Raw genomic sequence first — 25482 nt, forward strand, 5'->3', positions numbered from 1 at the left:
AACGCTAAAGGGTAATATTTCCCCCTTAGCGTATAAGGCTAGCAGAATATTACAAAATAATGATATTTTTCTGAAAGTTACACTGTTTCAAGACGTGCATAAGCAGCCACCAGCCATTTAATGCCCTGCCCCTGGAATGCCACCTGCAAACGGCTGTGCTCGCCGCTGCCTTCCAGATTAACAATTGTCCCTTCACCGAACTTCGGATGACGCACACGCTGTCCCAGTTTATAGCCCGTGTCGTTCTCTGAAATCGGCGCGCCAAGGCGTTGATGGCTGACCGGACGGCTGACGGTAGCGCGCAAGCGCACCTCTTCGACACAGTTTTCTGGCAACTCGCCGATAAAGCGCGATGGACGGTGATAGGCCTCTTTGCCATACAGACGGCGGGTTTCGGCATAAGTCAGCGTCAGCTTCTGCATCGCACGGGTCACGCCGACATAGGCCAGGCGACGTTCCTCTTCCAGACGGCCGCCTTCATCCAGCGACATCTGGCTCGGGAACATCCCCTCTTCCATCCCGACAATAAACACCTGTGGGAACTCAAGCCCCTTGGCGGAGTGCAGGGTCATCAGTTGTACTGCGTCCTGCCAGGTATCCGCCTGCCCTTCGCCCGCTTCCAGCGCGGCATGGGAGAGGAAAGCCTGTAACGGCATCAGATCTTCATCTTCTTCGTTGTAGCTGAACTGGCGCGTTGCCGTGACCAGTTCCTCTAAGTTCTCGATACGCGTCTGGCCTTTCTCGCCTTTCTCCTGCTCGTACATCATCCACAGGCCGGAATCTTTCACCACGCGGTCCGTTTGTACGTGCAATGGCATGTCAGCCGTCTCCTGAGCCAGCGCGTCAATCAGCTCCATAAAGCGCTGTAATGCACTTGCCGCGCGACCGGCCAGCACTTTTTCCTGCAACAGTTCGCGTGTCGCCTGCCACAGCGTCAGTTGACGATCGCGCGAAGTCTGGCGGACCACGTCCAGCGTTCTGTCACCGATCCCACGCGTCGGCGTATTCACCACACGTTCAAAGGCGGCATCATCATTTCGGTTTGCAATCAGACGCAAATAAGAGAGTGCGTCTTTGATTTCCTGACGTTCAAAGAAGCGCATCCCACCGTAAATACGATACGGCATGCTTGCCTGTAATAACGCCTCTTCCAGCACACGGGACTGGGCGTTACTGCGATAGAGAATGGCGCAATGCTCCAGCGCACCGCCGCTCTCCTGCCAGGTTTTAATACGGTTAACAACAAAACGAGCCTCATCCAGCTCGTTGAAAGCGCAATAGAGTGAAATCGGCTCGCCATCGGCACCGTCGGTCCACAGGTTTTTCCCCAGACGCCCGTTGTTGTTTTCGATAAGGGCGTTCGCCGCGCTGAGAATATTGCTGGTTGAGCGGTAGTTCTGCTCAAGGCGGATCGTCTGCGCGCCGGGGAAGTCGTTGAGGAAGCGCTGGATATTTTCCACCTGCGCCCCACGCCAGCCGTAAATCGACTGATCATCGTCGCCGACAATCATTACTTTGCCGGTGTCGCCTGCCAGTAGGCGGATCCAGGCATACTGAATGTTGTTGGTATCCTGGAACTCATCCACCAGAATATTGGTAAAACGTTCGCGGTAGTGCTGCAGGATATGCGGCTTATTGAGCCACAGTTCATGGGCACGGAGCAGCAGCTCGGCGAAATCCACCAGCCCGGCGCGATCGCAGGCTTCCTGATAGGCCTGATAAACCTTCTGCCAGGTCTGCTCGACCGGGTTACCGTAGCTTTGAATATGGTGCGGGCGAATGCCTTCATCTTTTTGGCCGTTGATGTACCACATGGCCTGGCGCGGCGGCCACTGCTTCTCATCAAGATTCATCGCCTTGATCAGACGCTTAAGCAAACGTAACTGGTCTTCGCTGTCGAGGATCTGGAAATCCTGCGGCAGGTTGGCGTCCATATGGTGCGCACGCAGCAGGCGATGCGCCAGCCCGTGAAAAGTACCCACCCACATACCGCCCTGGCTGGTCCCCATAAGCTGGCCGATACGGTGGCGCATCTCCGCCGCCGCTTTGTTGGTGAAGGTCACCGCCATAATGGAGTACGGCGAGCAGTTTTCCACGGTCATCAGCCAGGCGATGCGATGCACCAGCACGCGCGTCTTGCCACTGCCTGCCCCGGCCAGCACCAGCATATTGCTACGCGATGCGGCGACCGCATCACGCTGTTTGTCATTAAGGCTGTCGAGCAGGTAAGAAACGTCCATTGGCACCGCCGGGTTAGTATGAAGCCGTTGCGCTATATCATTTGGTTTACAGGAAGGCGACAAGCTCATGAATCCCCAGGAGCATAGATTAACTATGTGACTGGGGTGAGTGAGTGCCGTCAACGCACCTGTAGACCGAAGGATAAAGCGCAACAACCCCTGGGAATTTATACAGAACTTGTGGTGATTATATCAGCGTGGTGAGGGATGCCAACCGCGAAATCTCCAGATGTGGCAGCAATCGGCTATCAGAAGCCGTCAGCAGGTCTGCCCCTTCCGGTTTGATCCAGCAGGCCTGCATACCACAGCGAATGGCACCGGCGACATCTGTCGTCAGGTCATCCCCGACGTGCAGAATTTCACCCAACGGAATGTTCAGGCGTTCAGCCGCAAGGTGGTACATATCATTAAACGGCTTCGCACGCCCGTCAGGGCCAGCGCGCAGCACAAATTCAAAGTAATCGGCCAGGCCGAATAACGCTGGCTGCGCATTGCCGTTGGTGATCGCCACCAGCGGCCATTTTTCAGCGAGCTTTGCCAGGGTTTCGTGGGTCTCTTGCGGCACATCAACACGGCTGCGCCATTTCGCGAAATGCTGCATTGCCGCTTGCGCCCCTTCTGCCGCTTCATCAACGGTTAACCCGGCATCCAGCATGGCGCGTTCGACCGCACGACGACGCCATTCGGTCACATCGTGGTAGATCTCCGGTTCCGCGAGCAACAACGACTGGCGAATGCGTTTCAAATCCGTATTTTCCAGCGCATTCAGCGAGGGGTGATATTGTTGCACAAACAGCAGGGATTCCTGTTCAGTGCGCAGAATAACCGGGCGGTTATCGTAAAGGGTATCGTCGAGATCAAAAGTGATAGCCGATATGAGGCCCACAGGCCGGTAAAATCGCATTATTTCCCCCGTTTGGCGCGTGGATGCGCTGCGTCATACACCGAGGCAAGGTGTTGAAAATCAAGATGGGTATAGATTTGTGTGGTGGAAAGGTTAGCATGCCCCAACAGTTCCTGCACGCCGCGCAGATCGCCGCTGGACTCCAGCATATGGGTGGCAAAGGAGTGACGCAGTTTATGCGGGTGCACGTGACTGTTCAGCCCCTGTTTGATTCCCCACTCAGCAAAGCGTTTTTGCACATTGCGCGCGGAAATACGTTTCCCCAATTTCGAAAGAAACAGTGCCTCTTCTTCGCTGCCAAATAACCCGCGTAAATCCAGCCAGTGTTCAATCCAGATGACCGCGTTCCGCCCGACAGGTAAACGGCGCTCTTTGCTGCCTTTCCCCATCACCCAGACTTCACCACTTTCCAAATCAAGGTGTTTGATATCCAGCCCCACCAGTTCGGATAAACGCAGCCCGGCACCGTACATTACCTCCAGCATCGCCCTGTCGCGTACCGCCAGCGGATCGTTAAGATCGATATCCAGCAGACGGTTTACGTCGTCCACGTCGATATTTTTTGGCAAGTGACGCGGCGTTTTCGGAGCGGAAACACCCTTCGCGGGATTGGCCGGAAGCTCGCCCTGACTCACCAGCCAGTCAAAGAAGCTGCGTAAAGCCGAAAGGCGTAGCGCCAGACTGGCGGCTCCCAGCCCCTTGCGGCGACTGCGTACGGCAAACGCCCGTACCGCGGCGGCATCACATTGTTGCCAGCGCTGCAGGCCGATTTCCCCGGCAAGCGCAATGATGGCATCAAGCTGACGCTGATAATTGAGAAGCGTGATGGGGCTTAACTGACGCTCCACGCTCAGATAGCGCAGAAAACGCGTGACGGCCAGATGCAGAGGTGAATCGGTCATACGCGCTCGATCCAGCGCTCCAGCAGGTCCGGTAACATTATGGCGATCTCTTCCAGCAGTTGCGTGCCCTGGCCATGCTGATAGTGATGCGGGTCGCGACTACTGAACAGCACAACGCCCAGATCGGCGTCTGGCCCCATCATTGTTACCGCCACAGAACCGATCGCTTTCGCTTCCGGCAAAAGTAAGAGTAACTCCGGTCCGTTCAGTGAACCGAGATAGTGCTGCTGTTGACCCAGACGCTGAATACGCAGTGGCTCAAAAGCCTGGCGAGAGAGCGCAAGATGGGTAAAACCGGACGGCGCGCCAAGACGCCAGCGGTCCGGGAACAGGCGGACGGTAGCGCCTGCCAGCCCCAAATCTCTGGCCCACCGCTGGAAGCGATTCAACATTTCCTCAAGGCTTTTGGCCGATGCCAGTTTGCCCTGCAGACGCAGCAGGCGGTAGAACAGACCTTCATTGGCGCTGGCCTGCTCCATCAGCAACGTCATGTTCTCTTCCAGCACGTTGATATGGTTACGTGCCCGCACCATGTGCCACTCGACTAACGAAATCGAACCGCGTACGGGATGAGGAACACGAATAGCTTCAACAGCGTGTGCATTACGGATAAAAAACTCAGGATTACGCAACAGATAATCGACGACAGCGTGGTCATCCAGTTCCATAAACGTTTCCTGCAGTTCTTCCCCTGGTTGCTTCATAGATGAATAAATCCGTCGTAGACATGTGCCGCCGGGCCAGTCATAAACAACGGTTGGCCCGGTCCTTTCCATGCGATATCCAGCCGACCGCCTGGGAGTTCCACACGTACTTCTTCTGCCAGCAAACCTTGCTGGATGCCGACCGCGACCGCCGCGCAAGCGCCGCTTCCGCAGGCCTGCGTTTCCCCCGCGCCGCGTTCATACACGCGCAGTCGGATGTGATCGCGTTTGACTACTTGCATGAAACCAATATTGGCGCGCTCAGGGAAGCGTTCGTGGCTCTCCATTACCGGCCCCAGCGTTTCAACCGGAGCGGTATCGACATCATCGACCTGGATAACACAGTGCGGATTGCCCATTGAGACAACGCCGCACAATATTGTTTGTTCCGCCGCACGCATAATATAGGTCTTTTCCGCTTTGTTCGCCCGGAACGGAACCTGCGATGGCTCGAAGTTGGGTTCGCCCATGTTCACGCGCACCAGCTCGTCATCCGTTACGGTTAATACCATGCGGCCGTTCGCGGTGCTGACGCGAATGTCACGTTTATTGGTCAACCCTTTTAAGCGCACAAAACGGGCAAAACAACGTGCGCCGTTTCCGCACTGGGAGACTTCGCTGCCGTCAGCATTAAAGATGCGATAGTGGAAATCGAGTTCGGGATCGTAGGGGGGTTCGACCACCAGCAGTTGATCGAACCCCACCCCGAGATGCCTGTCAGCCATACGACGGATCAGATCAGGGGAAAAAAAGACATTCTGCGTTACCGCGTCGACGACCATAAAATCGTTGCCAAGGCCATGCATTTTAGAGAACTGCATCATCTACTCCATATACGCGGATACAGCACGGGAACGTTAGTAATTCACCTGCGTTGGGCCACCATTATCACCACGATCGTTACGATCCGGGGTCGTTGTCTGAATGGCGCTTTCTGTTTTTTTGGTTGGCGGCGGCGCATTTTTGTCAGCCGGCGGGAAATAGAGCGGCCCTTTCAGACCACAGCCCGTCAGGCTAAATAAGGTTAATAATACAGCCAGGGTTCGACACACGTCTTTCATTGTAGGTTGCCTGTTGGTTCATTCTTTCTGCTTTCTATCATCGCAGGAGAAGACACAAAAGCAAGCGTTTAGCACGTCTTTATAAAATCGGAAAAGCCGCCCGTTTACCTGTTCGCGACACATCCTCAAAGCCAAATATGCTTTGCTAAGCCTTCTCTTCTCAAGGCCAGGATGGCGTGATGAAAATTAACAAGCTCTTTTATCTTCTTTCACTTTCACTGTTGTTACAGCCCGCCCTGGCATGCCGGTTAGATCCGCCTGAGCATAATGCTTATCAGCCGTGGGGCAAAGGCGCGGTTTATATGCAAGCGGGCGAAGAAAATGTCATTGCGTTACCAGAACTTAACTTCAAACGCCTGCGTCGCCTGCCGAACCTGGCGATTGATTATGCGCATCCTAAAGGGTGGAAAGAAGAACCACCGTTAACGGATCTGACTACCGATTATGTCTATCAAGGCGCGCAGTCGACTTATTCCCAGTATGCGTATCACAGTGATGGCCGCTACATCGTGTACGCAGGCAAAGTCATGTATAACCCGCCCGGCACGCCGCCTGTGGACATCCCTTCTTTTCAAGCCTTCGACAGCTTTGCCGCTGATAAAAACAGCCTTTATTACGAAGGCAAACGTACCGGCGATAACAGCACTGAAAGGCCAGTGAATGTGGCAATGCTGCGCAAAATTGACTTCGACAGCAGATGGCGTCCTGACTGGTTGGGGCTAATTTTGCGCGACGATCGGTATCTCTACGTCAATGGGCATCGCCTTGATGAGCCGGATAGTTTTACCGTGTTGGCGCAAAAATCCTGGGATCAGCGCGGCAAATTTTCTGCGGCGTTTAACCCCTGCGTCGCGATGCCTTTCGGTCCCTGGGATACTCTGGCGCGAACACGTACGCGGCTTATCATTAACGGCGAACCGCTTAAAGCCGATCCCGATACCTTTTCGATTGTGCGCTGGATGCCAGGATCGCTGCTGACCTTTCGCGATAAAAACGGCCTGCATCGCTACGTCGTCAACCAGGGCAACCTGGAATGGGACGAAGATACGCACAAACATTGTAATGCCTTCAACCTCCTGGAAAAGCGCGTCCTGTGGCGTAAAGGCCCCGATTGCCAGCAAGCAGAGATCCCAGGTCTTGACCCGGAGCAGTTCCATCCGCTCAGCGAGACCGTGGCGCAGTATCAGGACAAACTGTATGTCATTACCAAAACGGACTCTGATGAAAATAAGCTGGAAATCGTCACTCTCGACAACCCGAATCTGACCATTGATAAACGTTTTAACGCCGGAAGGAATCATGGCTATCTGCTTACCCGACACGGCTATCAACCAGGCGGATTGCAGGTATTCGAATCAACAGGAACGTTGATTCTGATGGATTACCGCGTTCCTGATGAAAAGGAAGCACACCTGAACGATAACCCCTATCTGCGAAATTGGTTCGCCCGTGACGACCGCTACGTTTATGTTTTCGATGGTACGCAACTCTGGCGGTACCCGACGCCTGATAGCAAAGCGGTACGGGTGACATGGTTCGAGCAGCATTCCGGCTATGGCTATGGCGTCCACTACCGTACGGGATATCTGGATGGCAAGCTGATGGATGACGGTGTGTTTGTTCCGACGGGGGTGAAATATTCCACTCGCGCGCAGCCTGCAGGCGCGTCTGCTGATTGGCGTGACGACCCCTCTTTTAAAATAGACGGTACCGGGGTGCACTGGCGCAAAGTGCTCTCTTCTCAAGGACATTGGGGCAAATGGGAAAGACTACCAGGCCTCGATCCACGGCAATTTCACCCCATCACCAGGCGTATCGCGCATTATCAAAATCGCCTGTATATCGCTACGTTATCCCCTTTAGGCGAAGACAGCTTAACAATATTTGAAGTGAGTTCATCCGCGCCCTTTGTCAGTAAGTGGACGCATAACGGAACAGAGGACGAGAAATGAAAGCACAGGCGCGGCTTTGATGCGATTCGCTCCTGCGGCTATACTGCCGCCATCACGTAAAACGGGAAACGACAATGAACGACAGTGAATTTCATCGCCTTGCTGACACCCTGTGGATGACCATTGAAGAGCGTCTGGACGACTGGGACGGCGACAGCGATATCGACTGCGAAATTAACGGCGGCATATTGACCATCACCTTTGAAAACGGCAGCAAAATCATCATCAACCGCCAGGAACCCCTGCATCAGGTGTGGCTGGCGGCCAAACAAGGCGGTTACCATTTCGATCTGAAAGGTGACGAGTGGGTTTGCGACCGTTCAGACGAAACCTTCTGGGATCTGCTGGAACAGGCGGCGACGCAACAGGCGGGCGAAGAGGTAAGTTTTCGCGGCTAACATCTAACCCCGGATAAGGCATTGCGCCGCATCCGGGAGTCCCGGGTACGCTGCGCTTCCCCGGGCTACCCACTAAAACATCAGGAGAAGTACTGCTGCAACAGCGGCGCGTCGTTATCCTGATTGGCAGACGCAACGGGCGTGATAGCCTGATTGCGGAACGGAATCACCTGTGCCCGGCCATCCACATTCACGATTTGGTAGAACTGCGGCAGGTTGAAGTTGATAAAGCTTGAGCCGTAGGTAAAGCGGTCGTGCGACGACGAATAGAAGCGGCTAACGTCGCGCACCAGCTCCTCTTTGCTGCCTTCGCAATGGTGATACACTTCCGCGCGGTTGCTTTCATCCAGAATATAGATATTGAAACCGTCATCGCCGGTCTCTTCGAAGAAGAACTGAATAATCCCTTCGCTGGCAAACCCATCCACCACCTGCGGCAGTTTGACGTGGTTCGTTTCGACCTGAACCGACAGCCCGTGCAGTTTGTTATGAGAAATCGCGCCATAAAACTCAATCGCGTTTTCCAGTTTCTGCACCGATACATTCAGGCGCTCGAAGAAAAGCCCCCAGGTCTGTCCGGCCACGCGTAACGCTTTGAAGCGCCCCGTTTCCTGGCGGGTACTGGACAGACGCAGCTCAATGCATTCAGAAACCAGTTGCTGCACGCGGGTACGGATCAAGCCGCGCAGATGCTGGCTATAACAGAACACTTCAACGCTATCGGGCGGCGCGGCATCCTGATGCATTTTGCCCAGAATGGTTTTCAGCGCTTCAATCATCGCCTGCTCGCCGTTGAAATGCAGTGTACGCACTTCATTCCAGGAGTTGCGATAAAGCAGGTCTACGCTGCCAACCAGGCAGTTTTGCTGCTCACCGAAGCTGAACACATCAAGCTTACGGAAATCGAAATGCACGACCTGGTTACGGAATGCCGCAGTTGGGTCATATTCCAGGTTCACGATAATCGCCAGATGGCGGATTTCGCAGGGGCTGTACAGCGCTTTTGGCGTTGGCGCAGGCAGACGCAGCGGGAAGTGATGGGACACATTCGCCACCATCTCCTGCAGTTTTGCCAAATCGACAATGCCATTACCTTTAATAAACAGGCGAGTACGCGACGTCAGCAAACCATTGAACCACGCCCACGCCACCAGTTTGTTCAGGTAACGGTTATATTCCAGCGGCTGGTGGCTAACGATAGAGTCCATGTTTGGGGCACGGTTGTACAGATACCAACCCGTACGATTCGCACGGCCCGGCGGCACATGGATAAAGGTTAAATTAGGCTCGGAGAGATCCGGAGAAATCTGCGGATTCACCAGAGTGACTTTACCCGGCAACGCTTCGAAAGCGGCATATAACTTACGGGTCAGCACGCCGATGTCCTGCGGACTGGCGGAGACGCTCAGATTGTTGCGGCGCGCAAAGCGAATCAGGTTACGGTAGCTCTGCATCATGGCATCGAGCAGCTCGTTATGCGCTTCACGCACCTGGTCGATTTTCCAGTTTGCCCGATTATCGAGCATGGTGAGACGCGCTTCGTCCCAACCCCACTCTTTCACTAACTGACTGACCACTTCACGCCGCCAGCCTACACAGGCACGCTCACGGCTCAGTTTCTCGCACACTTTTAAATAGAAACATCGACGCACAAGATCGAGACGCGTGAAATCTTCAATCGCGGTCAGATAATGGGTGACGCGCTCCAGCATCATGCAGTAATGATCCAGACCGAACGAAACGATTTCACCGTCGTGCAGACGCTGTTTAATGTCTTTCGCCAACAGGCGGGTGTTCGGATACTCCCAGGAATAGGCTTCCAGTAGCAGAGTTTTCAGCACTGCTTTATAGGGGGAGTCGATACTTTTATAGAGCTGCCACAGGCTGGCGCCGAAGTACTCTTCGGCGGAAAGGGAGCTCAGGCCGCCGAGGTCCAGCCATTCATTTGGCGTCAGTACGCCCTGTGCATAGAGCGTCATGACGTAATCGTCATAGTGCTCTTCTTCATCGCCCGGCACCATATTCCACAGAATACGCTTACCGGCCAGACGCACAGCGGTACGATAGAATTCATCGAGCAACAAAATATGCTGCGTCGAGCCACAGTCTTCACCACCCAGACTGCCGCTTTCATTATGGCGGAAGCGGTTTTCATCAATTAAGAAGAAGCTGACTTCCACACCCAGCGATGCGGCCCAACTCTCAAGCAGGCTGCATTTACGCTGCAACAATTGGCGCTCTTCGTTATCGAGCCACGACTGGTGGCAAACCCAGATATCCAGGTCAGAAGAGCAGCTTTGTCCTACCGATGAAGTACTGCCCATGGAGTAGACGCCGGTTATCGGCAACTCGCCTTTTGGCGATTCCTGCGGGGGCATTCCACGGTAGAGCTCAAGCTCGTTGAGGTAGTGGCGTTGGGTTTCATCAGGCGTGTAGAGGCAAATGCCTTTTGGAACGCTACCTTCGAGGTAGCCCGGCATCAACGGATGATGGTAGTGCAAAAGCGTGGGCAGCAGACTGTAGACCTGCTGGAAAGCAGGGCCCATGGCCGCTAGCGCGCGATCCACACGCAGTTGATTGATGGCATCCAGCCTCTGTTTCAGAGTCTCAATATAGAGGTACAAGACGTATCGCCTGATGTTTACAGAAAGTCCAAAATCGCCGTCACCTTTTTTCGCCCTTGTCTTTGTGGTGGTACAGACGAAAAAATGGTCTAAAACGTGATCAATTTAACACCTTGCTGATTGACCGTAAAGAAAGATGCGCTACATACCAGTTTAGCACCATTTACAATGTGTAAATTCCCAATTACGGCCGAGGGTGTGTCTCGTTTTGACGAGACCGTGCTCGCCTCACCTATGCAATCACCACGAACACTGACACCCTAAGACAAGAATGTTAGGATGGTCGATGGATGATAATGACGGTAACAAGCATGTTAGACAATGTTCTGAGAATTGCCACACGGCAAAGTCCCCTTGCACTTTGGCAGGCACAATATGTTAAGCAGCGTCTTGAGGCACTCCACCCGGGCCTGACGGTCGAACTGGTGCCTATGGTTACGCGTGGCGATGTCATTCTGGACACCCCTCTGGCGAAAGTCGGCGGTAAGGGTCTGTTTGTGAAGGAACTTGAGCTGGCATTGCTTGAAAACCGCGCCGATATCGCCGTGCACTCTATGAAAGATGTCCCCGTCGAGTTCCCGGAAGGGTTGGGTCTGGTGACGATTTGTGAGCGTGAAGATCCGCGTGATGCCTTTGTCTCTAATCACTACAGCGACATCGACGCGCTGCCTGCGGGGAGCGTAGTTGGCACATCAAGTTTACGTCGGCAGTGTCAGTTGGCGGCACGCCGCCCCGATCTGGTGATCCGCTCTTTGCGTGGCAATGTCGGTACCCGTCTGTCGAAACTCGATAACGGCGATTATGACGCCATCATCCTGGCGGTGGCAGGCCTGAAACGTCTGGGGCTCGAATCGCGCATTCGCGTCGCGCTGCCAGCAGAGCTTTCGCTCCCGGCAGTGGGTCAGGGTGCGGTGGGCATTGAGTGCCGTCTTGCAGACGAACGCACTCGTTTGTTGCTCGCCCCGCTTAACCATCACGAAACCGCTGTGCGGGTTTCCGCAGAGCGTGCAATGAATACCCGTCTCGAAGGCGGCTGCCAGGTACCAATTGGCAGCTATGCTGAATTACATGATGGTGAACTGTGGCTGCGTGCGCTGGTTGGCGCGCCGGACGGTTCGAAAATGGTCCAGGGTGAGCGCCGGGGTCATCCGGACGAAGCCGTCCAGTTAGGTATCTCACTTGCCGAGGAACTGCTGGATAACGGCGCACGTGAAATTCTGGCTGACGTCTACAACGGAGATGCGCCCGCATGAATATCCTTGTCACCCGCCCCTCCCCGGCAGGGGAAATGTTAGTGAGCCGACTGCGCGCACTGGGACAGGTGGCATGGAGCTTTCCGTTGATTGAGTTCACCCCAGGCAGGGAACTCAACACGCTGCCCGAGCGTCTGTCGGCGCTGGGCGAAGACGATATGGTTTTTGCCTTATCACAGCATGCCGTGACATTTGCCCACGCGCATTTACAGCAAACCCACGCTTACTGGCCTTTACAGCCACGCTACTTTGCCATTGGTCGCACGACCGCGCTGGCGTTACATACTGCCAGCGGTATTGAGGTTCGCTATCCACTGGACCAGGAAATCAGCGAAGTCCTACTACAATTGCCTGAATTACAAAACATTCAGGGCAAACGTGCGCTAATCTTACGGGGAAACGGCGGACGTGAGTTATTAGGTGAAACGCTGGTGGCTCGTGGCGCTCAGGTTGAGTTTTGCGAATGTTATCAACGCTGTGGAAAGTTGTATGACGGGGCACAAGAGGCCATGCGCTGGCATACACGCGGCGTCGATACGATAGTGGTCACCAGCGGTGAAATGCTGCAACAGCTTTTTACGCTTATTCCGCTCTGGTATCGCGAAAATTGGTTACTACGCTGTCGGCTGTTGGTCGTCAGCGAGCGTCTGGCGAACCTCGCCCGGGAACTGGGCTGGCAAGATATTCAGGTCGCTGAAAACGCAGACAACGATGCGCTGCTTCGCGCATTACAATAACACTCATAATGGGAAGCCATAATGACGGAACAACAACACTCCTCTGCCGTGGTTGAAGAAACCAAGCAGGCTGATGGCTACACGCCGCCGCCGAAAAACGCCGAGAAGAACAACCGCGCGGGCAAGACAAGTCTTGCACTTAGCGTGATTGCAATTGCAATTGCGCTGGCAGCAGGCGTCGGTCTTTATGGCTGGGTAAAGCAGCAAACTACCGTACTGCGCGCAACGAATGATGAGCTGGCCAACCAGGTCATTGCGATGCAGCAAGCGCAGGACAAACAAAAAGCCGGGCTGGAAGGCGTTATTAAACAGCAGGCCACGCAGCTTGAAGAGGCCAAACGTCAGCAAGACGCGCTCGCCAGGCAGTTAAATGAGGTTCAGCAAAAAGTCGCCACCATTTCCGGCACCGATGCGAAAACCTGGCTGCTGGCGCAGGCTGATTTCCTGGTCAAACTGGCCGGGCGTAAGCTGTGGAGCGATCAGGATGTCACCACCGCCGCGGCGCTGCTGAAAAGCGCAGATGCCAGCCTGGCGGACATGAACGATCCCAGCCTTATCACTGCGCGCCGCGCCATTACTGATGATGTCGCCAGCCTCTCTGCGATTTCTCAGGTGGATTATGACGGCATCATCCTGAAAGTGAACCAACTCTCGAACCAGATTGATAATCTGCGTCTGGCGGATAACAACGACGACGATGCCCCGATGGATTCAGACAGCAGTGAGTTGTCGAGTTCCCTTAGCGAATGGCGCGTGAATCTGCAAAAAAGCTGGCAGAACTTTATGGACAGCTTCATCACGATTCGCCGTCGCGATGAAACCGCCGTGCCATTGCTGGCCCCGAACCAGGACATCTATCTGCGCGAAAATATCCGCTCAAGGCTGTTAGTTGCGGCACAGGCAGTACCTCGCCATCAGGAAGAGACCTACAAGCAGGCGCTGGATAATGTCTCTACCTGGATTCGCGCCTACTACGATACGGATGATTCCGCCACCAAAGCGTTTCTTGAGGAAATTGACAAGCTCGAGCAGCAGTCCATCGCCATGGCGGTCCCTGAGTCGCTGAAAAGCCAGCCGATTCTGGAGAAACTGATGCAGACCCGTGTGCGTAATCTTCTGGCGCAGCCTGGCGTTGCCCCGGATCCGAATGCGCCTGCTCAAGCGCCGCAGGGAGAATAATCATGCTGAAAGTATTATTACTCTTTGCGCTGCTGATCGCCGGGATCGTGTTAGGTCCGATGATCGCCGGCCATCAGGGCTATGTGCTGATCCAGACTGACACTTACAACATTGAAACCAGCGTCACTGGCCTGGTCATCATTCTGGTACTGGCGCTGGTGGTGCTTTTTGCCCTCGAATGGCTGTTACGCCGTATTTTCCGCACTGGCGCGCATACGCGTGGCTGGTTCGTTGGCCGTAAACGTCGCCGCGCCCGTAAACAGACGGAACTGGCGCTCATCAAGCTGGCAGAAGGCGATTATCAGCAGGTTGAGAAGTTGATGGCGAAAAACGCCGATCATGCGCAACAACCCGTGGTGAACTACTTACTGGCGGCCGAAGCGGCACAGCAACGTGGCGATGAAGTGCGTGCGAATCAGCACCTTGAGCGTGCCGCAGAGCTGTCGGAAAACGATCCGATTCCGGTCGAAATTACCCGTGTACGTCTGCAACTGGCACGCAATGAAAATCATGCCGCGCGCCATGGCGTTGACCGACTGCTGGAAATTACCCCGCGTCATCCGGAAGTATTGCGCCTGGCAGAACAGGCTTACATCCGCACCGGCGCATGGAGTTCACTGCTGGACATCATTCCGTCGATGGCAAAAGCAAACGTCGGAGATGAGGCGCATCGCGAAGCACTCCAGCAACAAGCCTGGATTGGGCTAATGGATCAGGCGCGTGCCGATCTGGGAAGCGAGGGTCTACGAAGCTGGTGGAAAAACCAGAGTCGCAAAACCCGTCATCAAATCCCCTTGCAGGTGGCAATGGCAGAACACCTTATCGAATGTGACGATCACGATACTGCTCAGGCGATCCTCCTGGATGGTCTGAAACGACAGTATGACGACCGCCTGGTTCTGGTGATCCCGCGCCTGAAAACCAATAATCCTGAGCAGGTAGAAAAAGTCCTGCGCCAGCAAATCAAAACGCAGGGCGACCGCCCGATGCTCTGGAGTACGCTGGGGCAATCACTGATGAAACACGGCGAGTGGAAAGAGGCCTGCCTGGCGTTTCGTGCCGCGCTGAAACAACGCCCGGATGCATTCGATTACGCCTGGCTTGCTGACTGCCTCGACCGGTTGCACCAGCCGGAAGAAGCCGCAGAGATGCGTCGTGATGGTCTGCTGCTCACGTTGCAGAATAACCCCCCTTCCTGATCCTCTGTCGGGGCCGCAAGGCCCCGATTTTTTGCCTGCCTGACATTTCTGAATATCCTGTGCTACAGTTTTCCCGTCTCAGTTAACGGAACGTCTCTGCCAATGTAACGATCTTCCCGAGTTAACCCCTTTCAATCGATGCAGCGCTTGCTGCAGGAAATAACTCGTTTTGGGAAATCGTTACCATGAACACCCTATTGTTCGCGCTCGTGCGCGCGCTACGCACGCACCGCTGGCTGCGGCTGCTGCTCTGCGCATTTGTCTTATCTTCACTGGGTAATGGCCTGACCCAGGTACTGGTCTTCGGTCAGCTCTTACGCTGGCATGCCTCACCTTCAACGCTCACCCTCGCCTACCTGTTGGCAACGCTACCGGGCTTTGTGGGCAGCCTGGCGGGAGAAAAGCTCTGTCGACGCTTGTCGCCCCTGTCTCTTTTAATTATCACAGAGCTGTTGGGTATGGTCGCCCTCGCCCTTCCTCTGTTCGGGCTCGTGTATCACAGTATCCCCGCTTTGCTGATGGTTCAGTCGGCAGAGGCGTTGCTGGGCGGGATGTCCTGGCCTGCGTTGGCGTTGGTATTCAAGCGCGGCCTTACGCATGATGAATTGCCTGCGGCCACAGGGATGGAGAGCGTTATTTTTGCCTCTCAGGTATTGCTGGGAACGGGGGTGGGCGTGCTGTTGTTCGACCATGTTGCCCCGCTAATATTGCTGAGCATTGATGCACTGAGTTTTCTGGCGTCGGTGGCTCTGCTCATGCTGACACGGGCACATTATCGTGCCCATGACATGAGCAATCGCAATAACGGCAAACCGTTATCGACTATTGCATGGCCTTCACTTACCGCCGCACAAAAGCGCAGCCTGCTGATCCTGCCCGCCCTTGCCGCGGTTGGTTCACCAGCCATGGCGCTCTTGCCCGCACTGGCGCAACAGATACACCCGGACGACGCTAGCGGGCTGGCATTACCGCTACTGTTCGCCCGTAGCCTGGGGCAGCTTTGTGGTCCGCTGCTGCTGAATGGTGAAAAGTTGCCGCACTATGCCCGCCGCAATCGCCTGTTAGTGCTGTGTCTGGCCATTTTCCTTGGGGCATACGGCCTGCTGCCGCTGCTCTCAGAAGAGAAGAGCGCGGCACTGGGGCTTATTTTTATCGCCCATCTGGCCTCGAATGTGGTGTTTGCTGTCGGTACGTTTAGTCTGCTTGCCGGGTTTAGCGGAGATGAGATCCCGGCAGCCAGCGCAAAAGCGTGGCGCTGGCAAACATTAACCGCCACGCTGATGACCACCATTGCGGCCTGGCTTGCCAGCGAATGGGGCGCCGCGCAGGCGCTCTACAGCGTATCACTGAGCGCATTGCTTTTGATGAGTGTTGTGATGGCACGCTACCGGGAATAAGGCATAAAAAAACGCCTGCTCGAAAGCAGGCGTTAAAACAGGTCTGTTTGACAACATAAATGGGTGCTTCACTCAACGTAGTGTCCATGGTGTTTGATGAGGCCGAAGCGACATCTGTCAGTGGACGATAAGCACCGTAAACGGCTCTGCATCATTCCGGAGTTTATGAGGCCAGAAGGCGAACATAAGAGGTGGAATGAGCATCTACACGTATATTATTGCACATAGTGTGCCAGGTTCGCATTAGCAAAACAGCACGCTTAAGTTCTTTTCAGATAACAGGAAAATCGCGCTCTGCGGCGGCAATCGCCCCAATTTAGCTACGGTGCCAGACGCTTTATTGTCGCCTACAGGAGACAGCCACAATGCCAGACAGCCTACTCCTTATAAATCAATAAATTAGATGTCACCAAATGACGACAAAGGTAGGTTGGGTTGTCGCTGATACGCAACACCGTAAAATGAGAGGTTTTTAGAATGCAAAAAACAAAAAACCCCGCTTTATTCAAGCGGGGTTCAAAAGTGGTCGGCGAGAGAGGATTCGAACCTCCGACCCACTGGTCCCAAACCAGTTGCGCTACCAAGCTGCGCTACTCGCCGATGTACTGCTTTTTGAATTTTTGTTCAATCTAAGTTGTGGTGCGAGGGGGGGGACTCGAACCCCCACATCCTAAGGACACTAACACCTGAAGCTAGCGCGTCTACCAATTCCGCCACCTTCGCATTCCACGAAACTTTTACTACTAAATAATGGGGTGGCTAATGGGACTCGAACCCACGACAACTGGAATCACAATCCAGGGCTCTACCAACTGAGCTATAGCCACCACTACAAATCTTTTCACGCGGCCCTGTGATTTCACAGTCCACCGCAGCTCATCAAGCACCGGGTTAAATGGTGCGCCCGACAGGATTCGAACCTGAGACCTCTGCCTCCGGAGGGCAGCGCTCTATCCAGCTGAGCTACGGGCGCTTAGCGCCGTTGCGGGGGTGGATAATACGGACTTCCCCCCCCTCTGTCTAGTGCCTTTTTAAATAAAATGCGCGTTTGGTTATGCTTTGCGCATTTTGCTGATTATTCCCCCACTCGCTGCGTCACAGCGTGGCGGTTTAAACCCAGCACCTTATAAATAACGCTCACTGCTGCCATGAAGATGATACCCACAAACAGTGACATACGGGTGTCGTCATTGAAGGCCATACCAATCAGCACGCACACCAGGAAAGCCATGGTCGCGTAGTTCGCCCACGGGAACAGCACGGAGCGGAATGGATGGCTGGCAATCGCCTGACGATGCGCATGGCGGAAGCGCAGTTGGCTAATCAAAATCACAAACCACGGCACCATACCCGGTAATACGCTGGCGCTGTAAACATAGACAAACACGCGCTGCGGGTTAGGAATGATGTAGTTCAGGCAGGAGCCAATCAGCAGAATGATGATAGAAATGGTCACGCCGGCAACGGGAACGCCGTTTTTCGACACTTTCGCCACACCCGCCGGTAGCTGACGGTTTTTCGCCAGTGCATAGAGCATGCGCCCACAGCTGTACATACCGCTGTTACAGCCAGACAGTGCAGCCGTCAGCACAACAAAGTTGATGATACCTGCCGCTGCGGTAATGCCGATTTTGGCGAAAGTCAGAACAAACGGGCTACCGTTAGTGCCGATCTCATTCCACGGGAAGATAGTCACGATAACGAAAATCGCGCCCACATAAAAAATCAGGATACGCCACAGCACTTTGCTTACCGCGCTGCGCAGCGTCACTTGCGGGTTTTTCGCTTCACCGGCGGTGATACCAATAAGCTCTACGCCCTGGTAAGACGCCACAACGATACACAGCGCCGTCAGGAACCCCTTCCAGCCGCCCGCAAAGAAGCCGCCGTGCTCAGTCAGATTGCTAAAACCAATCGCGTGACCGCCATTACCAAAACCAAAGAAGATAACGCCCAGTCCCACGATAATCATCACGATGATAGTGGTGACTTTGATCATTGCGAACCAGAATTCGATTTCACCGTACAGACGCACCGCCGCCAGGTTCGCGACTGCAACCAGCCCAACGGCAATCAGCGCGGGTATCCACTGTGCCAGGTCCGGGAACCAAAACTGCACATAGACGCCGATGGCCGTAATTTCCGAGATACCAACCGCCATCCACATAAACCAGTAGGACCAGGCGGTAAGATATCCAAAGAAGGGACTCATATAGCGGTGCGCATAAACGGCGAATGAACCGGTAACGGGTTCCAGGAAGAGCATTTCGCCCATTGAGCGCATGATGAAGAAGACAAAAAGCCCGGCGATAATGTACGCCAGTAGCACGGAAGGACCAGCCCATTTCAGGGTGCTTGCGGCCCCCATAAAGAGCCCCACCCCTATCGTGCCGCCCAGGGCAATCAATTCAATGTGACGAGACTCCAGGCCGCGCTGGAGCTCGGGTTTGTTTTCAGCCATATAACCTCTGTCGTGTTTGCAACTTTCCCGCTGTGCGGGTTGTTTTTATGAGAATAACGTGCGTCAAAGCCATCCCGGAGGCGATAACCGCGCAAAATATACTGGGATGATGCATTGAGTGAGCGAATGGTTTCTTAAAATGATGAAAATGGCAAATGATGTGTAAAAAAAATCTGGGTATCGCACAATAAAAAAGCGAATGCCCCATATCAACGGGGCATGGCAGGAGAAAATTACAGATTGCCGCGGTAATGCCAGGACAAGTAACGCAGCAGACGTAGCTGTCGGGTGACGCGGCTCGGCTGTGAAAGTAGGCGATACAGCCACTCAAGCCCCAGTCGTTGCCAGATGCCCGGCGCTCGTTTTACATAACCGGTAAAGACGTCGTAGGTGCCGCCGACGCCCATATAGAGGGCGTGAGCGTAAACTTCGCGGCAGTCACGCATCAGTATCTCCTGGCGCGGTGAGCCCATCGCAACGGTCACGATTTTCGCCCCGCTCGCACGAATCCGCTCAAACAGCGCCTGCCTGTCTTCGGCACGGAAATAACCATCCTGGCTGCCAACGATATTGACCTGCCACTGTTTACGTAGCTTATCTTCCGTTTGCTCCAGCACTTCTGGCTTTCCGCCCAACAAAAATACCGGCGTCCCTTCGCGACCCGCTCTTTCCATCAGCGCTTCCCAGAGATCGGCCCCCGCAACACGCTCAACGCGTGCCTGCGGAAATTTCTTCCGGATCGATCGCACCACGCTAATACCATCGGCATATTTGAATTCAGCCGCCTCAATCAGCGACCTCACCTGCGGGTTGTCCTCAATAGTGAGCATTTTCTCAGCGTTGATGGCGACCAGGGTTCCTTCCTTAAGTGCGCCACCGGCATATAAATAGTCCAGTGCATGTTGCATATCACGCCAGCCAATCAATTTCAGCCCACGTAGCTCATACACCGGAGCCACTGTGTTGTCAGTCATTCGTATCCTTAGTCAGACCCGCGACAAAGAGGTGCCGCGCTTGTTAATCAACCCGGCACTATCAAACAGCCAGTACAACAGTTTCGCCGTCAGCAGGCAGGCGCCAAAGATGACGAGGAAAAAGACCACTCGAGAAGCAAATGCGTCCAGCCCTTCACGCGCCAGCACGATCATGTTGAAGATGGCACCAAAACAGAAACTGTGCAAAATGGCGGCCTTGTAGCGGTTGGTCTCCCGATTGCCAAGGGTATACAACCAGTCAAACCACTTGATAATCAGCCCAACCACTACCGCACCCAGCGGAATAAACCAGACACCGCCCATTACCACCAGTGAGCCAATCAGGGTGGGGGAAATCGCCAGGCCCGAGTGGTTATTCAACACTTCCCACGTAAAATAGTTCGCCGAATTCAACACAATGCCAGGACGTGAAGGCCACAGCCAGGTGGGAATAAAGACATAGAAATCACGAACGATCGGAGCTAATCCCTGGAAATCGATCTTGTCGTAATTTTGCAGCAACAACGACAGATTTTCCCAGGGCGAGAAGGTATCGCGGGTGAGATATAAGAAAGTGTAAAACGCCTCATCACCGCTGACATTGAGCCCGTAGCGTTTAAGCGCCAGCCAGAACATGCCGACAATGCCCATCACCCCTGCCGCTGCCAGCATCCACAGCGAAATCCAGCCACGGATAATCCCGATAAACAAGAAGATAGCGAAAGCGATGATGATGTTAGCGCGCGTCCCGCCGACAATCATGTAGGTCAGCAGGCCAAATGCCACGGTACTGACCAGGAAGAACAGCCACGCCCGCCCATCCTGACGCAGAAAATAGACCACCAGCATAGCGGGGATAAAGAAATAGAAAAACCGCTTGAGCGCGACACCAGAAACTTCACTGGAAAAAATCTGGCTATAGGAATGCAGACGGAACAGCAAAAAGCCGTTATGCATGAAAAAGATTCCCACACTCACCAGCGCAAGAATCATCAGCATCGCGCAGGTTAAATGCGTCTCCACCCGATTAACGGTAAACAGAGGACGGCGTTCATCCACACGGGATGACGCACGTAACCGTGTTTTATACGTCACATAGTACACACCGTAAAAACAGGCCGCAGCCAGCAACGACTGTAGCATAACGCCAGGCGGTGCCACGCCAACATCGAAGCGAAACACCAGGATGCTGGTCAATGGAAAACCGAAGAAAAACGTTAGCAAAAACAGCAATGAAAAAAAGACATTGAAATTAAAGCGCACGCGGCGGAACTCAAACCACGTCAATGTGGCGATAAACAGCGTCGCCAGCAGCCAGATGATCAGCAACCCACTGAATTCAAGCGGACTCATCACGCCTCCCCTGCGGCAATGCACAGTGCCTGATGCCAGGGTGCAATAAAGTTCGGACTAAAGAAGGTGATGGTATCTTTGTCGACCGCCAGCAACTGACGTTGCGCTTCACGAATGATCGCTTCATTGAGCAGATCATCGGTAAACAGCACTGGAACGCCCTCTTCCACCATATCCCGCCAGAACGGGTTCTTGCGGTTGAGCACACAAGGCACACCCGCCTGAATTAACAGACATAGCGTGCCGATACCTTGCTGGCGCGCGAAGATGAAATAACCCAGGTCGCACTGGCTTAATAGTGTCAGGTAATCATCAAACGCCATCTTCTCGTTCAGGATACGCAAATTGTCCGGGCTAAACAGTGCCAGCCCGGCCTGACGAACCTGCTCAATGTAGACTTCGTTATTTGCCGGGTAGCCCATGGGCACAATGATATTTACCGTATCACCAAACTGCCGATGAATCGCTTTTAAGGCGGCGATATGTTCATTGCTGGGATCGCCGGAATTCCCCACCAATAGCGTCAGCTTGCCCTCGCGCTGCATTTCATAGCCCAGCGTGTTGAGTGCCGGGTCCATACGCGTTGGGAAGTACAACAACTCACCGCGTACATCCGGGTGCCGGTCTGCAAACCAGGCCAGATCGCCACGGGTCGCGAAGATAGTGCCGACCCTTGCCTGCGCCAGACGCCGCAACGGGTAAAACAGGCGGAATTTCAGGCTACGGGAGACCTCATACAGATCGGCCCCCCAGGCATGCCAGTGAAATTGCGAGCGCTTAATCGCCCCGCGTAGCAGTGCCAGCCAGATACCGGTATTGAATTGACCGTGAAAAAAGAAACGTTGCTGCCTGTCGGCCTGCGCTTTGGCAATAACGGCCTTCGCCAGCGCCTGCTTACTGCCATAAAAATGCAAATGCAGGTTCGGGTAAGCGTCACTCATGCCGTCGTCCTTTCCGGCGAGCATAAATTCACGGGCATGGATGCCCGTTGCCGCGAGATGTTCATTAAAGAAACGCAGCACGGTGTGATTATGATGAGGGATATCCGATCCCAGTACGTGTATGAGTGCCGTCATGCCCGTCTACGCCAGAGTAAAAACACGCCACAACAGAGGGCGAAATAAATTATGTAGGTTGCCATATAGGCCTGCGCCGCTCCTGCTGCACCGTGGGTCGGGATCAGGAGACGGGAAAAAAGCGTCAGCAATGCAAACTGGCTCACTTCCGCCAGAATATAAAAGCGCAGCGAGGCTTTCGCGATAACCAGATAACCAAAAACGTAAGCGCCCACTTTCAATACGTCCCCAACCAGTTGCCAGGCAAACAGGTCACGCATCGCCGTAAATTTGTCAGAAAACAGTAGCCAGATAGCCACGTCGCGCAGCAACCAGACACAGAAACTCACGGCCGCCACTGCAGGCAACACAAAGCGCAGCGATTTCACGATCTCGCGGGTGATGTCCTGTTTTGTGGCGAGCCTCGAGAGAGTAGGAAGCAGATACACGCTAAACGAGGCGGTAATAAATTGTAGATAAGCATCGGAGATACTGCTTACCCCTTGCCAGATCCCCACGTCGTCCCAGCTATAATGGGCAGCCAGCAAATTTCGCATCATCACATAGGCCAGCGGGATCGTGACAGACGTGATAAGCGCCATCAGAGTGAATTTGCTGAGTTGCCCGGCCAGCCCGTTATCCCAGCGTGGGCGAAAATAGCTTAATGGAACGTGGCTGCGGCGCACCAGCAACAGCATCGCCGGGAAGACCACCAACGCAGGCACCAACGCCATACCAAGCAATGCTCCCTGATACTCACCCAGTTTGTAGCTAAGATACCAGACGGCCACCCCCACCACGCTACCAATAATCAGTGACAGCGCGTTACCCGCCGCATCGCGAAAGCCTTTCATCACCGCCAGCAGCAGGTTCGCCCAGGCAATTCCCATTTGCACCAGCGCCACCAGCCGCACCAGCCCCTGGTAATCGGCATGACCAAACAAGCCGCGACTGATCGGCGCCGCCGCAAGTAAAAAGATCAGCGCCAGCAGCATTGAGAAGCCCAGCACCATGGCAGAAGACGTGCCGACGACCTCACGTAGTCGCGTGGGGTCATCATGGTGTTGGGAGACAAATTTCGTCACGCCATTAAAGATACCTGCGCCTGCAAGCACGCCGAGCACAATGATCAACTGGCGAAAATTACCCGCCTGCCCAACCCCGGAGGGGCCATAGGCCAGCGCCAGCAGTTTAACCACCAGTAGCCCGGCGCCAATCTTGACGAGAGTACTTGCCGCCGTCCAGACAGAAGCTTTTGCCAGCGACATGTTAGCGGAAATAGCTCAGTAACGTGTTAATCACGGTACGCTGGTTAACAGGGGCGAGATTGTAGAACAGAGGCAGACGAAGCAAACGCTCACTTTCCTGCGTCGTATAGCGATCCTCACCGTGGAACTCACCAAATTTCGCCCCGGCAGGTGATGCGTGCAGCGGAATATAATGGAACACAGAGAGAATCTCGGCCTCTTTGAGGAAGGCGATGAGCTTGCTGCGATCTTCTTCGTCACGCAGTTTGATATAAAACATATGGGCGTTATGCCCGCACTCTTCGGGAATCGACGGCAGCGTAATACGCCCGGCGCGTGCCAGCGGCGACAAGGCATCGAAATAGGTTTGCCACAGGGACAAACGCTGCTGATTGATACGATCTGCTGCTTCGAGCTGCGCCCATAGATAGGCCGCCTGCAAATCCGCCATCAGATAGCTCGAGCCAATATCGCGCCAGGTGTATTTATCCACCTGCCCACGGAAGAACTGACTGCGGTTGGTCCCTTTTTCGCGGATGACTTCCGCGCGTTCAACCAGCGCGCGATCGTTAATCAGCGTCGCGCCGCCTTCCCCGCCCGCGGTGTAGTTTTTGGTTTCATGGAAACTAAAGCAGCCAATGTGTCCGATAGTGCCCAACGCCCGACCTTTATAGGTGGACATCACACCCTGCGCGGCATCTTCCACCACAAACAGATCATGCCGTTTGGCAATCGCCATAATGGTGTCCATTTCACAGGCCACACCGGCATAGTGAACCGGCACAATAGCGCGGGTATTTTCCGTGATGGCCTCTTCAATACGAGTTTCGTCGATATTCAGCGTATCCGGGCGGATATCCACAAAGACGATTTTCGCGCCACGCAGTACAAAAGCGTTAGCGGTAGAAACAAAGGTGTAGCTTGGCATGATCACTTCATCGCCAGGCTGAATATCCAGCAGCAGCGCCGCCATCTCCAGCGATGCCGTACAGGAGGGGGTCAGTAGCACTTTCGGGCTATGGAAGCGCTGTTCCATCCACTGCTGGCAGCGCCGGGTAAAACCACCGTCACCGCAAAGTTTGCCGCTGCCCATCGCCGACTGCATGTAGTCGAGTTCCGTTCCCACCACAGGAGGTGCATTAAAAGGGATCATAGAGTCACCTGTATAACCAGTAGGCGGTGCTTTCCATTATCGCACCGCTGCGAGTGTAGCGTCTGATAGCCGCAAGATTGCCCATCTGCGTCGCCACACGGATTGTCTTAAGTTGCCGCTGTTGCGCCCAATAACAGGCCGCCTGCATCAATTTTTCCCCCGCGCCACGCCCGCCCAGTAAACCGATCCTGGCTTCCTGTTCATTGAGTTGACGCAGGGAGACAAAAGCCTCGATATCGCCATTTGCTCCGCGAAACAGCAGACATTCATGGTCAAATACGCCTTTCACCGCGTTTTCAATCCACTGCGCGTAAAAACGCCCACTGGCCTCCTCAGGGTACCATGGCGCGCGAAAGCGGCTCTGACTGAACATATTTTCCGCCATCTGGCGTAACGGTGCGATATCACCGGCTCCCGCCGTCTGCGCCTGCGAATTAACAGCCTGTAGCGGAACCGATAATGCGAAATCCGCTTCGCCTTCGACCAGCCGAAAGCCAAAATGTTGCAGAGCATCAAGCTGTTGTGTATTGGATGCGGAAATTTTCGCCTGTAGGCGCGGCCAGCCGTCGAACGCAGAAGCATCAAGCGCTGGCGCATCCTCCTGCAAACGCATGATGGCGCTGCGCAGGCCAAAGAATTCACTCTCCCATGCCAGTTCATCAATGTAGCCGTGTAATGTCATGGGAGGT

The 25482-nt window shown here is 54.4% G+C and carries 21 protein-coding genes and 4 tRNA genes; 7 read left to right on the forward strand and 18 right to left on the reverse strand.

Translation table 11 applies throughout. From position 1 onward, the window contains the following. Window positions 1–77 precede the first annotated feature (77 nt). The 6 genes from uvrD to lptM form a co-directional block, all read right to left on the reverse strand. Window positions 78–2240, reverse strand: coding sequence for a DNA helicase II (uvrD, locus tag ABIB59_RS24885; protein WP_039077035.1), 2163 nt, complete (start codon window positions 2238–2240; stop codon window positions 78–80). A gap of 187 nt (window positions 2241–2427) precedes the next feature. After that, window positions 2428–3144, reverse strand: coding sequence for a 5-amino-6-(5-phospho-D-ribitylamino)uracil phosphatase YigB (yigB, locus tag ABIB59_RS24890; protein ID WP_039077034.1), 717 nt, complete (start codon window positions 3142–3144; stop codon window positions 2428–2430). Further along, complete coding sequence (xerC, locus tag ABIB59_RS24895; RefSeq protein ID WP_354037430.1) at window positions 3144–4046, reverse strand: tyrosine recombinase XerC; 903 nt, start codon at window positions 4044–4046, stop codon at window positions 3144–3146. Before xerC ends, yigB begins: the two co-directional genes overlap by 1 nt. Continuing rightward, the gene (locus ABIB59_RS24900) at window positions 4043–4750 is read right to left on the reverse strand and encodes a DUF484 domain-containing protein (protein ID WP_039077032.1); all 708 of its coding nucleotides are present in this window, start codon (window positions 4748–4750) and stop codon (window positions 4043–4045) included. Before ABIB59_RS24900 ends, xerC begins: the two co-directional genes overlap by 4 nt. Further along, on the reverse strand, window positions 4747–5571 hold the full coding sequence (gene dapF, locus ABIB59_RS24905) for a diaminopimelate epimerase (protein WP_039077031.1): 825 nt from the start codon (window positions 5569–5571) through the stop codon (window positions 4747–4749). The genes ABIB59_RS24900 and dapF overlap by 4 nt, the downstream gene beginning before the upstream one ends. Before the next feature lie 36 nt (window positions 5572–5607). Continuing rightward, window positions 5608–5811 (reverse strand): LPS translocon maturation chaperone LptM, encoded by a 204-nt coding sequence (gene lptM / locus ABIB59_RS24910; RefSeq protein WP_039077030.1) that lies wholly within the window; start codon window positions 5809–5811, stop codon window positions 5608–5610. A 179-nt stretch (window positions 5812–5990) separates the two neighbouring features. Here lptM and ABIB59_RS24915 point away from each other — a divergent pair, with 179 nt between their 5' ends. Together ABIB59_RS24915 and cyaY are read left to right on the forward strand one after the other, a co-directional pair. Then, entirely contained in the window at window positions 5991–7763 is a 1773-nt protein-coding gene (locus tag ABIB59_RS24915; RefSeq protein ID WP_354037432.1) for a hypothetical protein, read from the forward strand. A gap of 74 nt (window positions 7764–7837) precedes the next feature. After that, entirely contained in the window at window positions 7838–8161 is a 324-nt protein-coding gene (cyaY, locus tag ABIB59_RS24920) for an iron donor protein CyaY (RefSeq protein WP_354037434.1), read from the forward strand. A gap of 80 nt (window positions 8162–8241) precedes the next feature. On the opposite strand, the gene cyaA is transcribed toward cyaY, so the two are convergent. Further along, window positions 8242–10785 (reverse strand): class I adenylate cyclase, encoded by a 2544-nt coding sequence (gene cyaA / locus ABIB59_RS24925; protein ID WP_039077028.1) that lies wholly within the window; start codon window positions 10783–10785, stop codon window positions 8242–8244. Window positions 10786–11096: 311 nt separating this feature from the next. On the opposite strand from cyaA, the gene hemC reads away from it, so the two are divergent. From hemC to ABIB59_RS24950, 5 genes are all read left to right on the forward strand, one after another. Continuing rightward, a complete protein-coding gene (hemC, locus tag ABIB59_RS24930) occupies window positions 11097–12038 on the forward strand; it encodes a hydroxymethylbilane synthase (RefSeq protein ID WP_103245108.1) in 942 nt (313 codons plus the stop codon). Further along, window positions 12035–12775: a uroporphyrinogen-III synthase gene (hemD, locus tag ABIB59_RS24935; protein WP_039077026.1), complete on the forward strand. Its 741-nt coding sequence runs from the start codon at window positions 12035–12037 to the stop codon at window positions 12773–12775. Before hemC ends, hemD begins: the two co-directional genes overlap by 4 nt. Window positions 12776–12796: 21 nt before the next feature. Beyond that, window positions 12797–13954: a uroporphyrinogen-III C-methyltransferase gene (hemX, locus tag ABIB59_RS24940; protein ID WP_039077025.1), complete on the forward strand. Its 1158-nt coding sequence runs from the start codon at window positions 12797–12799 to the stop codon at window positions 13952–13954. Between the two features lie 2 nt (window positions 13955–13956). Continuing rightward, window positions 13957–15153 (forward strand): protoheme IX biogenesis protein HemY, encoded by a 1197-nt coding sequence (gene hemY, locus ABIB59_RS24945; RefSeq protein ID WP_039077024.1) that lies wholly within the window; start codon window positions 13957–13959, stop codon window positions 15151–15153. A gap of 185 nt (window positions 15154–15338) precedes the next feature. Next, on the forward strand, window positions 15339–16550 hold the full coding sequence (locus ABIB59_RS24950; RefSeq protein ID WP_125125572.1) for an MFS transporter: 1212 nt from the start codon (window positions 15339–15341) through the stop codon (window positions 16548–16550). A 523-nt stretch (window positions 16551–17073) separates the two neighbouring features. Here the strand turns inward: ABIB59_RS24950 and ABIB59_RS24955 are convergent. The 11 genes from ABIB59_RS24955 to rffC all read right to left on the reverse strand — a co-directional run bounded on the left by ABIB59_RS24955 (window position 17074) and on the right by rffC (window position 25475). After that, window positions 17074–17150 (reverse strand) — tRNA-Pro (locus ABIB59_RS24955). Window positions 17151–17187: 37 nt separating this feature from the next. Continuing rightward, window positions 17188–17273, reverse strand: a tRNA-Leu gene (locus ABIB59_RS24960). A gap of 28 nt (window positions 17274–17301) precedes the next feature. Next, window positions 17302–17377 (reverse strand) — tRNA-His (locus ABIB59_RS24965). A 69-nt stretch (window positions 17378–17446) separates the two neighbouring features. Further along, window positions 17447–17523: transfer RNA gene (locus ABIB59_RS24970), tRNA-Arg, on the reverse strand. 102 nt (window positions 17524–17625) lie between these two features. After that, window positions 17626–19011: a bifunctional threonine/serine APC transporter ThrP gene (gene thrP, locus ABIB59_RS24975; protein WP_039077022.1), complete on the reverse strand. Its 1386-nt coding sequence runs from the start codon at window positions 19009–19011 to the stop codon at window positions 17626–17628. Window positions 19012–19244: 233 nt separating this feature from the next. Next, window positions 19245–19985 (reverse strand): lipopolysaccharide N-acetylmannosaminouronosyltransferase, encoded by a 741-nt coding sequence (gene wecG, locus ABIB59_RS24980; RefSeq protein WP_039077021.1) that lies wholly within the window; start codon window positions 19983–19985, stop codon window positions 19245–19247. Window positions 19986–19997: 12 nt separating this feature from the next. Continuing rightward, the gene (gene wzyE, locus ABIB59_RS24985) at window positions 19998–21338 is read right to left on the reverse strand and encodes an ECA oligosaccharide polymerase (protein ID WP_039077020.1); all 1341 of its coding nucleotides are present in this window, start codon (window positions 21336–21338) and stop codon (window positions 19998–20000) included. Beyond that, window positions 21338–22414, reverse strand: a complete 1077-nt coding sequence (locus tag ABIB59_RS24990) for a TDP-N-acetylfucosamine:lipid II N-acetylfucosaminyltransferase (RefSeq protein WP_039077019.1) — start codon at window positions 22412–22414, stop codon at window positions 21338–21340. Before ABIB59_RS24990 ends, wzyE begins: the two co-directional genes overlap by 1 nt. Beyond that, window positions 22411–23661 (reverse strand): lipid III flippase WzxE, encoded by a 1251-nt coding sequence (wzxE, locus tag ABIB59_RS24995; RefSeq protein WP_354037438.1) that lies wholly within the window; start codon window positions 23659–23661, stop codon window positions 22411–22413. Before wzxE ends, ABIB59_RS24990 begins: the two co-directional genes overlap by 4 nt. Before the next feature lies 1 nt (window position 23662). Beyond that, entirely contained in the window at window positions 23663–24793 is a 1131-nt protein-coding gene (rffA, locus tag ABIB59_RS25000; RefSeq protein WP_039077017.1) for a dTDP-4-amino-4,6-dideoxygalactose transaminase, read from the reverse strand. A gap of 4 nt (window positions 24794–24797) precedes the next feature. Next, entirely contained in the window at window positions 24798–25475 is a 678-nt protein-coding gene (rffC, locus tag ABIB59_RS25005) for a dTDP-4-amino-4,6-dideoxy-D-galactose acyltransferase (RefSeq protein WP_354037440.1), read from the reverse strand. Window positions 25476–25482: the final 7 nt, after the last annotated feature.

It is taken from the genome of Citrobacter sp. UYEF32, from assembly GCF_040546205.1.
GTDB classification, from domain to species: Bacteria; Pseudomonadota; Gammaproteobacteria; order Enterobacterales; family Enterobacteriaceae; genus Phytobacter; species Phytobacter diazotrophicus.

Excerpts from the sequence above, each read along its gene's own strand:
- uvrD (WP_039077035.1), bottom strand. The coding sequence starts at position 2,240 with ATGGACGTTTCTTACCTGCTCGACAGCCTTAATGACAAACAGCGTGAT.
- yigB (WP_039077034.1), bottom strand. The coding sequence starts at position 3,144 with ATGCGATTTTACCGGCCTGTGGGCCTCATATCGGCTATCACTTTTGAT.
- xerC (WP_354037430.1), bottom strand. The coding sequence starts at position 4,046 with ATGACCGATTCACCTCTGCATCTGGCCGTCACGCGTTTTCTGCGCTAT.
- ABIB59_RS24900 (WP_039077032.1), bottom strand. The coding sequence starts at position 4,750 with ATGAAGCAACCAGGGGAAGAACTGCAGGAAACGTTTATGGAACTGGAT.
- dapF (WP_039077031.1), bottom strand. The coding sequence starts at position 5,571 with ATGCAGTTCTCTAAAATGCATGGCCTTGGCAACGATTTTATGGTCGTC.
- lptM (WP_039077030.1), bottom strand. The coding sequence starts at position 5,811 with ATGAAAGACGTGTGTCGAACCCTGGCTGTATTATTAACCTTATTTAGC.
- ABIB59_RS24915 (WP_354037432.1), top strand. The coding sequence starts at position 5,991 with ATGAAAATTAACAAGCTCTTTTATCTTCTTTCACTTTCACTGTTGTTA.
- cyaY (WP_354037434.1), top strand. The coding sequence starts at position 7,838 with ATGAACGACAGTGAATTTCATCGCCTTGCTGACACCCTGTGGATGACC.
- hemC (WP_103245108.1), top strand. The coding sequence starts at position 11,097 with ATGTTAGACAATGTTCTGAGAATTGCCACACGGCAAAGTCCCCTTGCA.
- hemD (WP_039077026.1), top strand. The coding sequence starts at position 12,035 with ATGAATATCCTTGTCACCCGCCCCTCCCCGGCAGGGGAAATGTTAGTG.
- hemX (WP_039077025.1), top strand. The coding sequence starts at position 12,797 with ATGACGGAACAACAACACTCCTCTGCCGTGGTTGAAGAAACCAAGCAG.
- hemY (WP_039077024.1), top strand. The coding sequence starts at position 13,957 with ATGCTGAAAGTATTATTACTCTTTGCGCTGCTGATCGCCGGGATCGTG.
- ABIB59_RS24950 (WP_125125572.1), top strand. The coding sequence starts at position 15,339 with ATGAACACCCTATTGTTCGCGCTCGTGCGCGCGCTACGCACGCACCGC.
- thrP (WP_039077022.1), bottom strand. The coding sequence starts at position 19,011 with ATGGCTGAAAACAAACCCGAGCTCCAGCGCGGCCTGGAGTCTCGTCAC.
- wecG (WP_039077021.1), bottom strand. The coding sequence starts at position 19,985 with ATGACTGACAACACAGTGGCTCCGGTGTATGAGCTACGTGGGCTGAAA.
- wzyE (WP_039077020.1), bottom strand. The coding sequence starts at position 21,338 with ATGAGTCCGCTTGAATTCAGTGGGTTGCTGATCATCTGGCTGCTGGCG.
- ABIB59_RS24990 (WP_039077019.1), bottom strand. The coding sequence starts at position 22,414 with ATGACGGCACTCATACACGTACTGGGATCGGATATCCCTCATCATAAT.
- wzxE (WP_354037438.1), bottom strand. The coding sequence starts at position 23,661 with ATGTCGCTGGCAAAAGCTTCTGTCTGGACGGCGGCAAGTACTCTCGTC.
- rffA (WP_039077017.1), bottom strand. The coding sequence starts at position 24,793 with ATGATCCCTTTTAATGCACCTCCTGTGGTGGGAACGGAACTCGACTAC.
- rffC (WP_354037440.1), bottom strand. The coding sequence starts at position 25,475 with ATGACATTACACGGCTACATTGATGAACTGGCATGGGAGAGTGAATTC.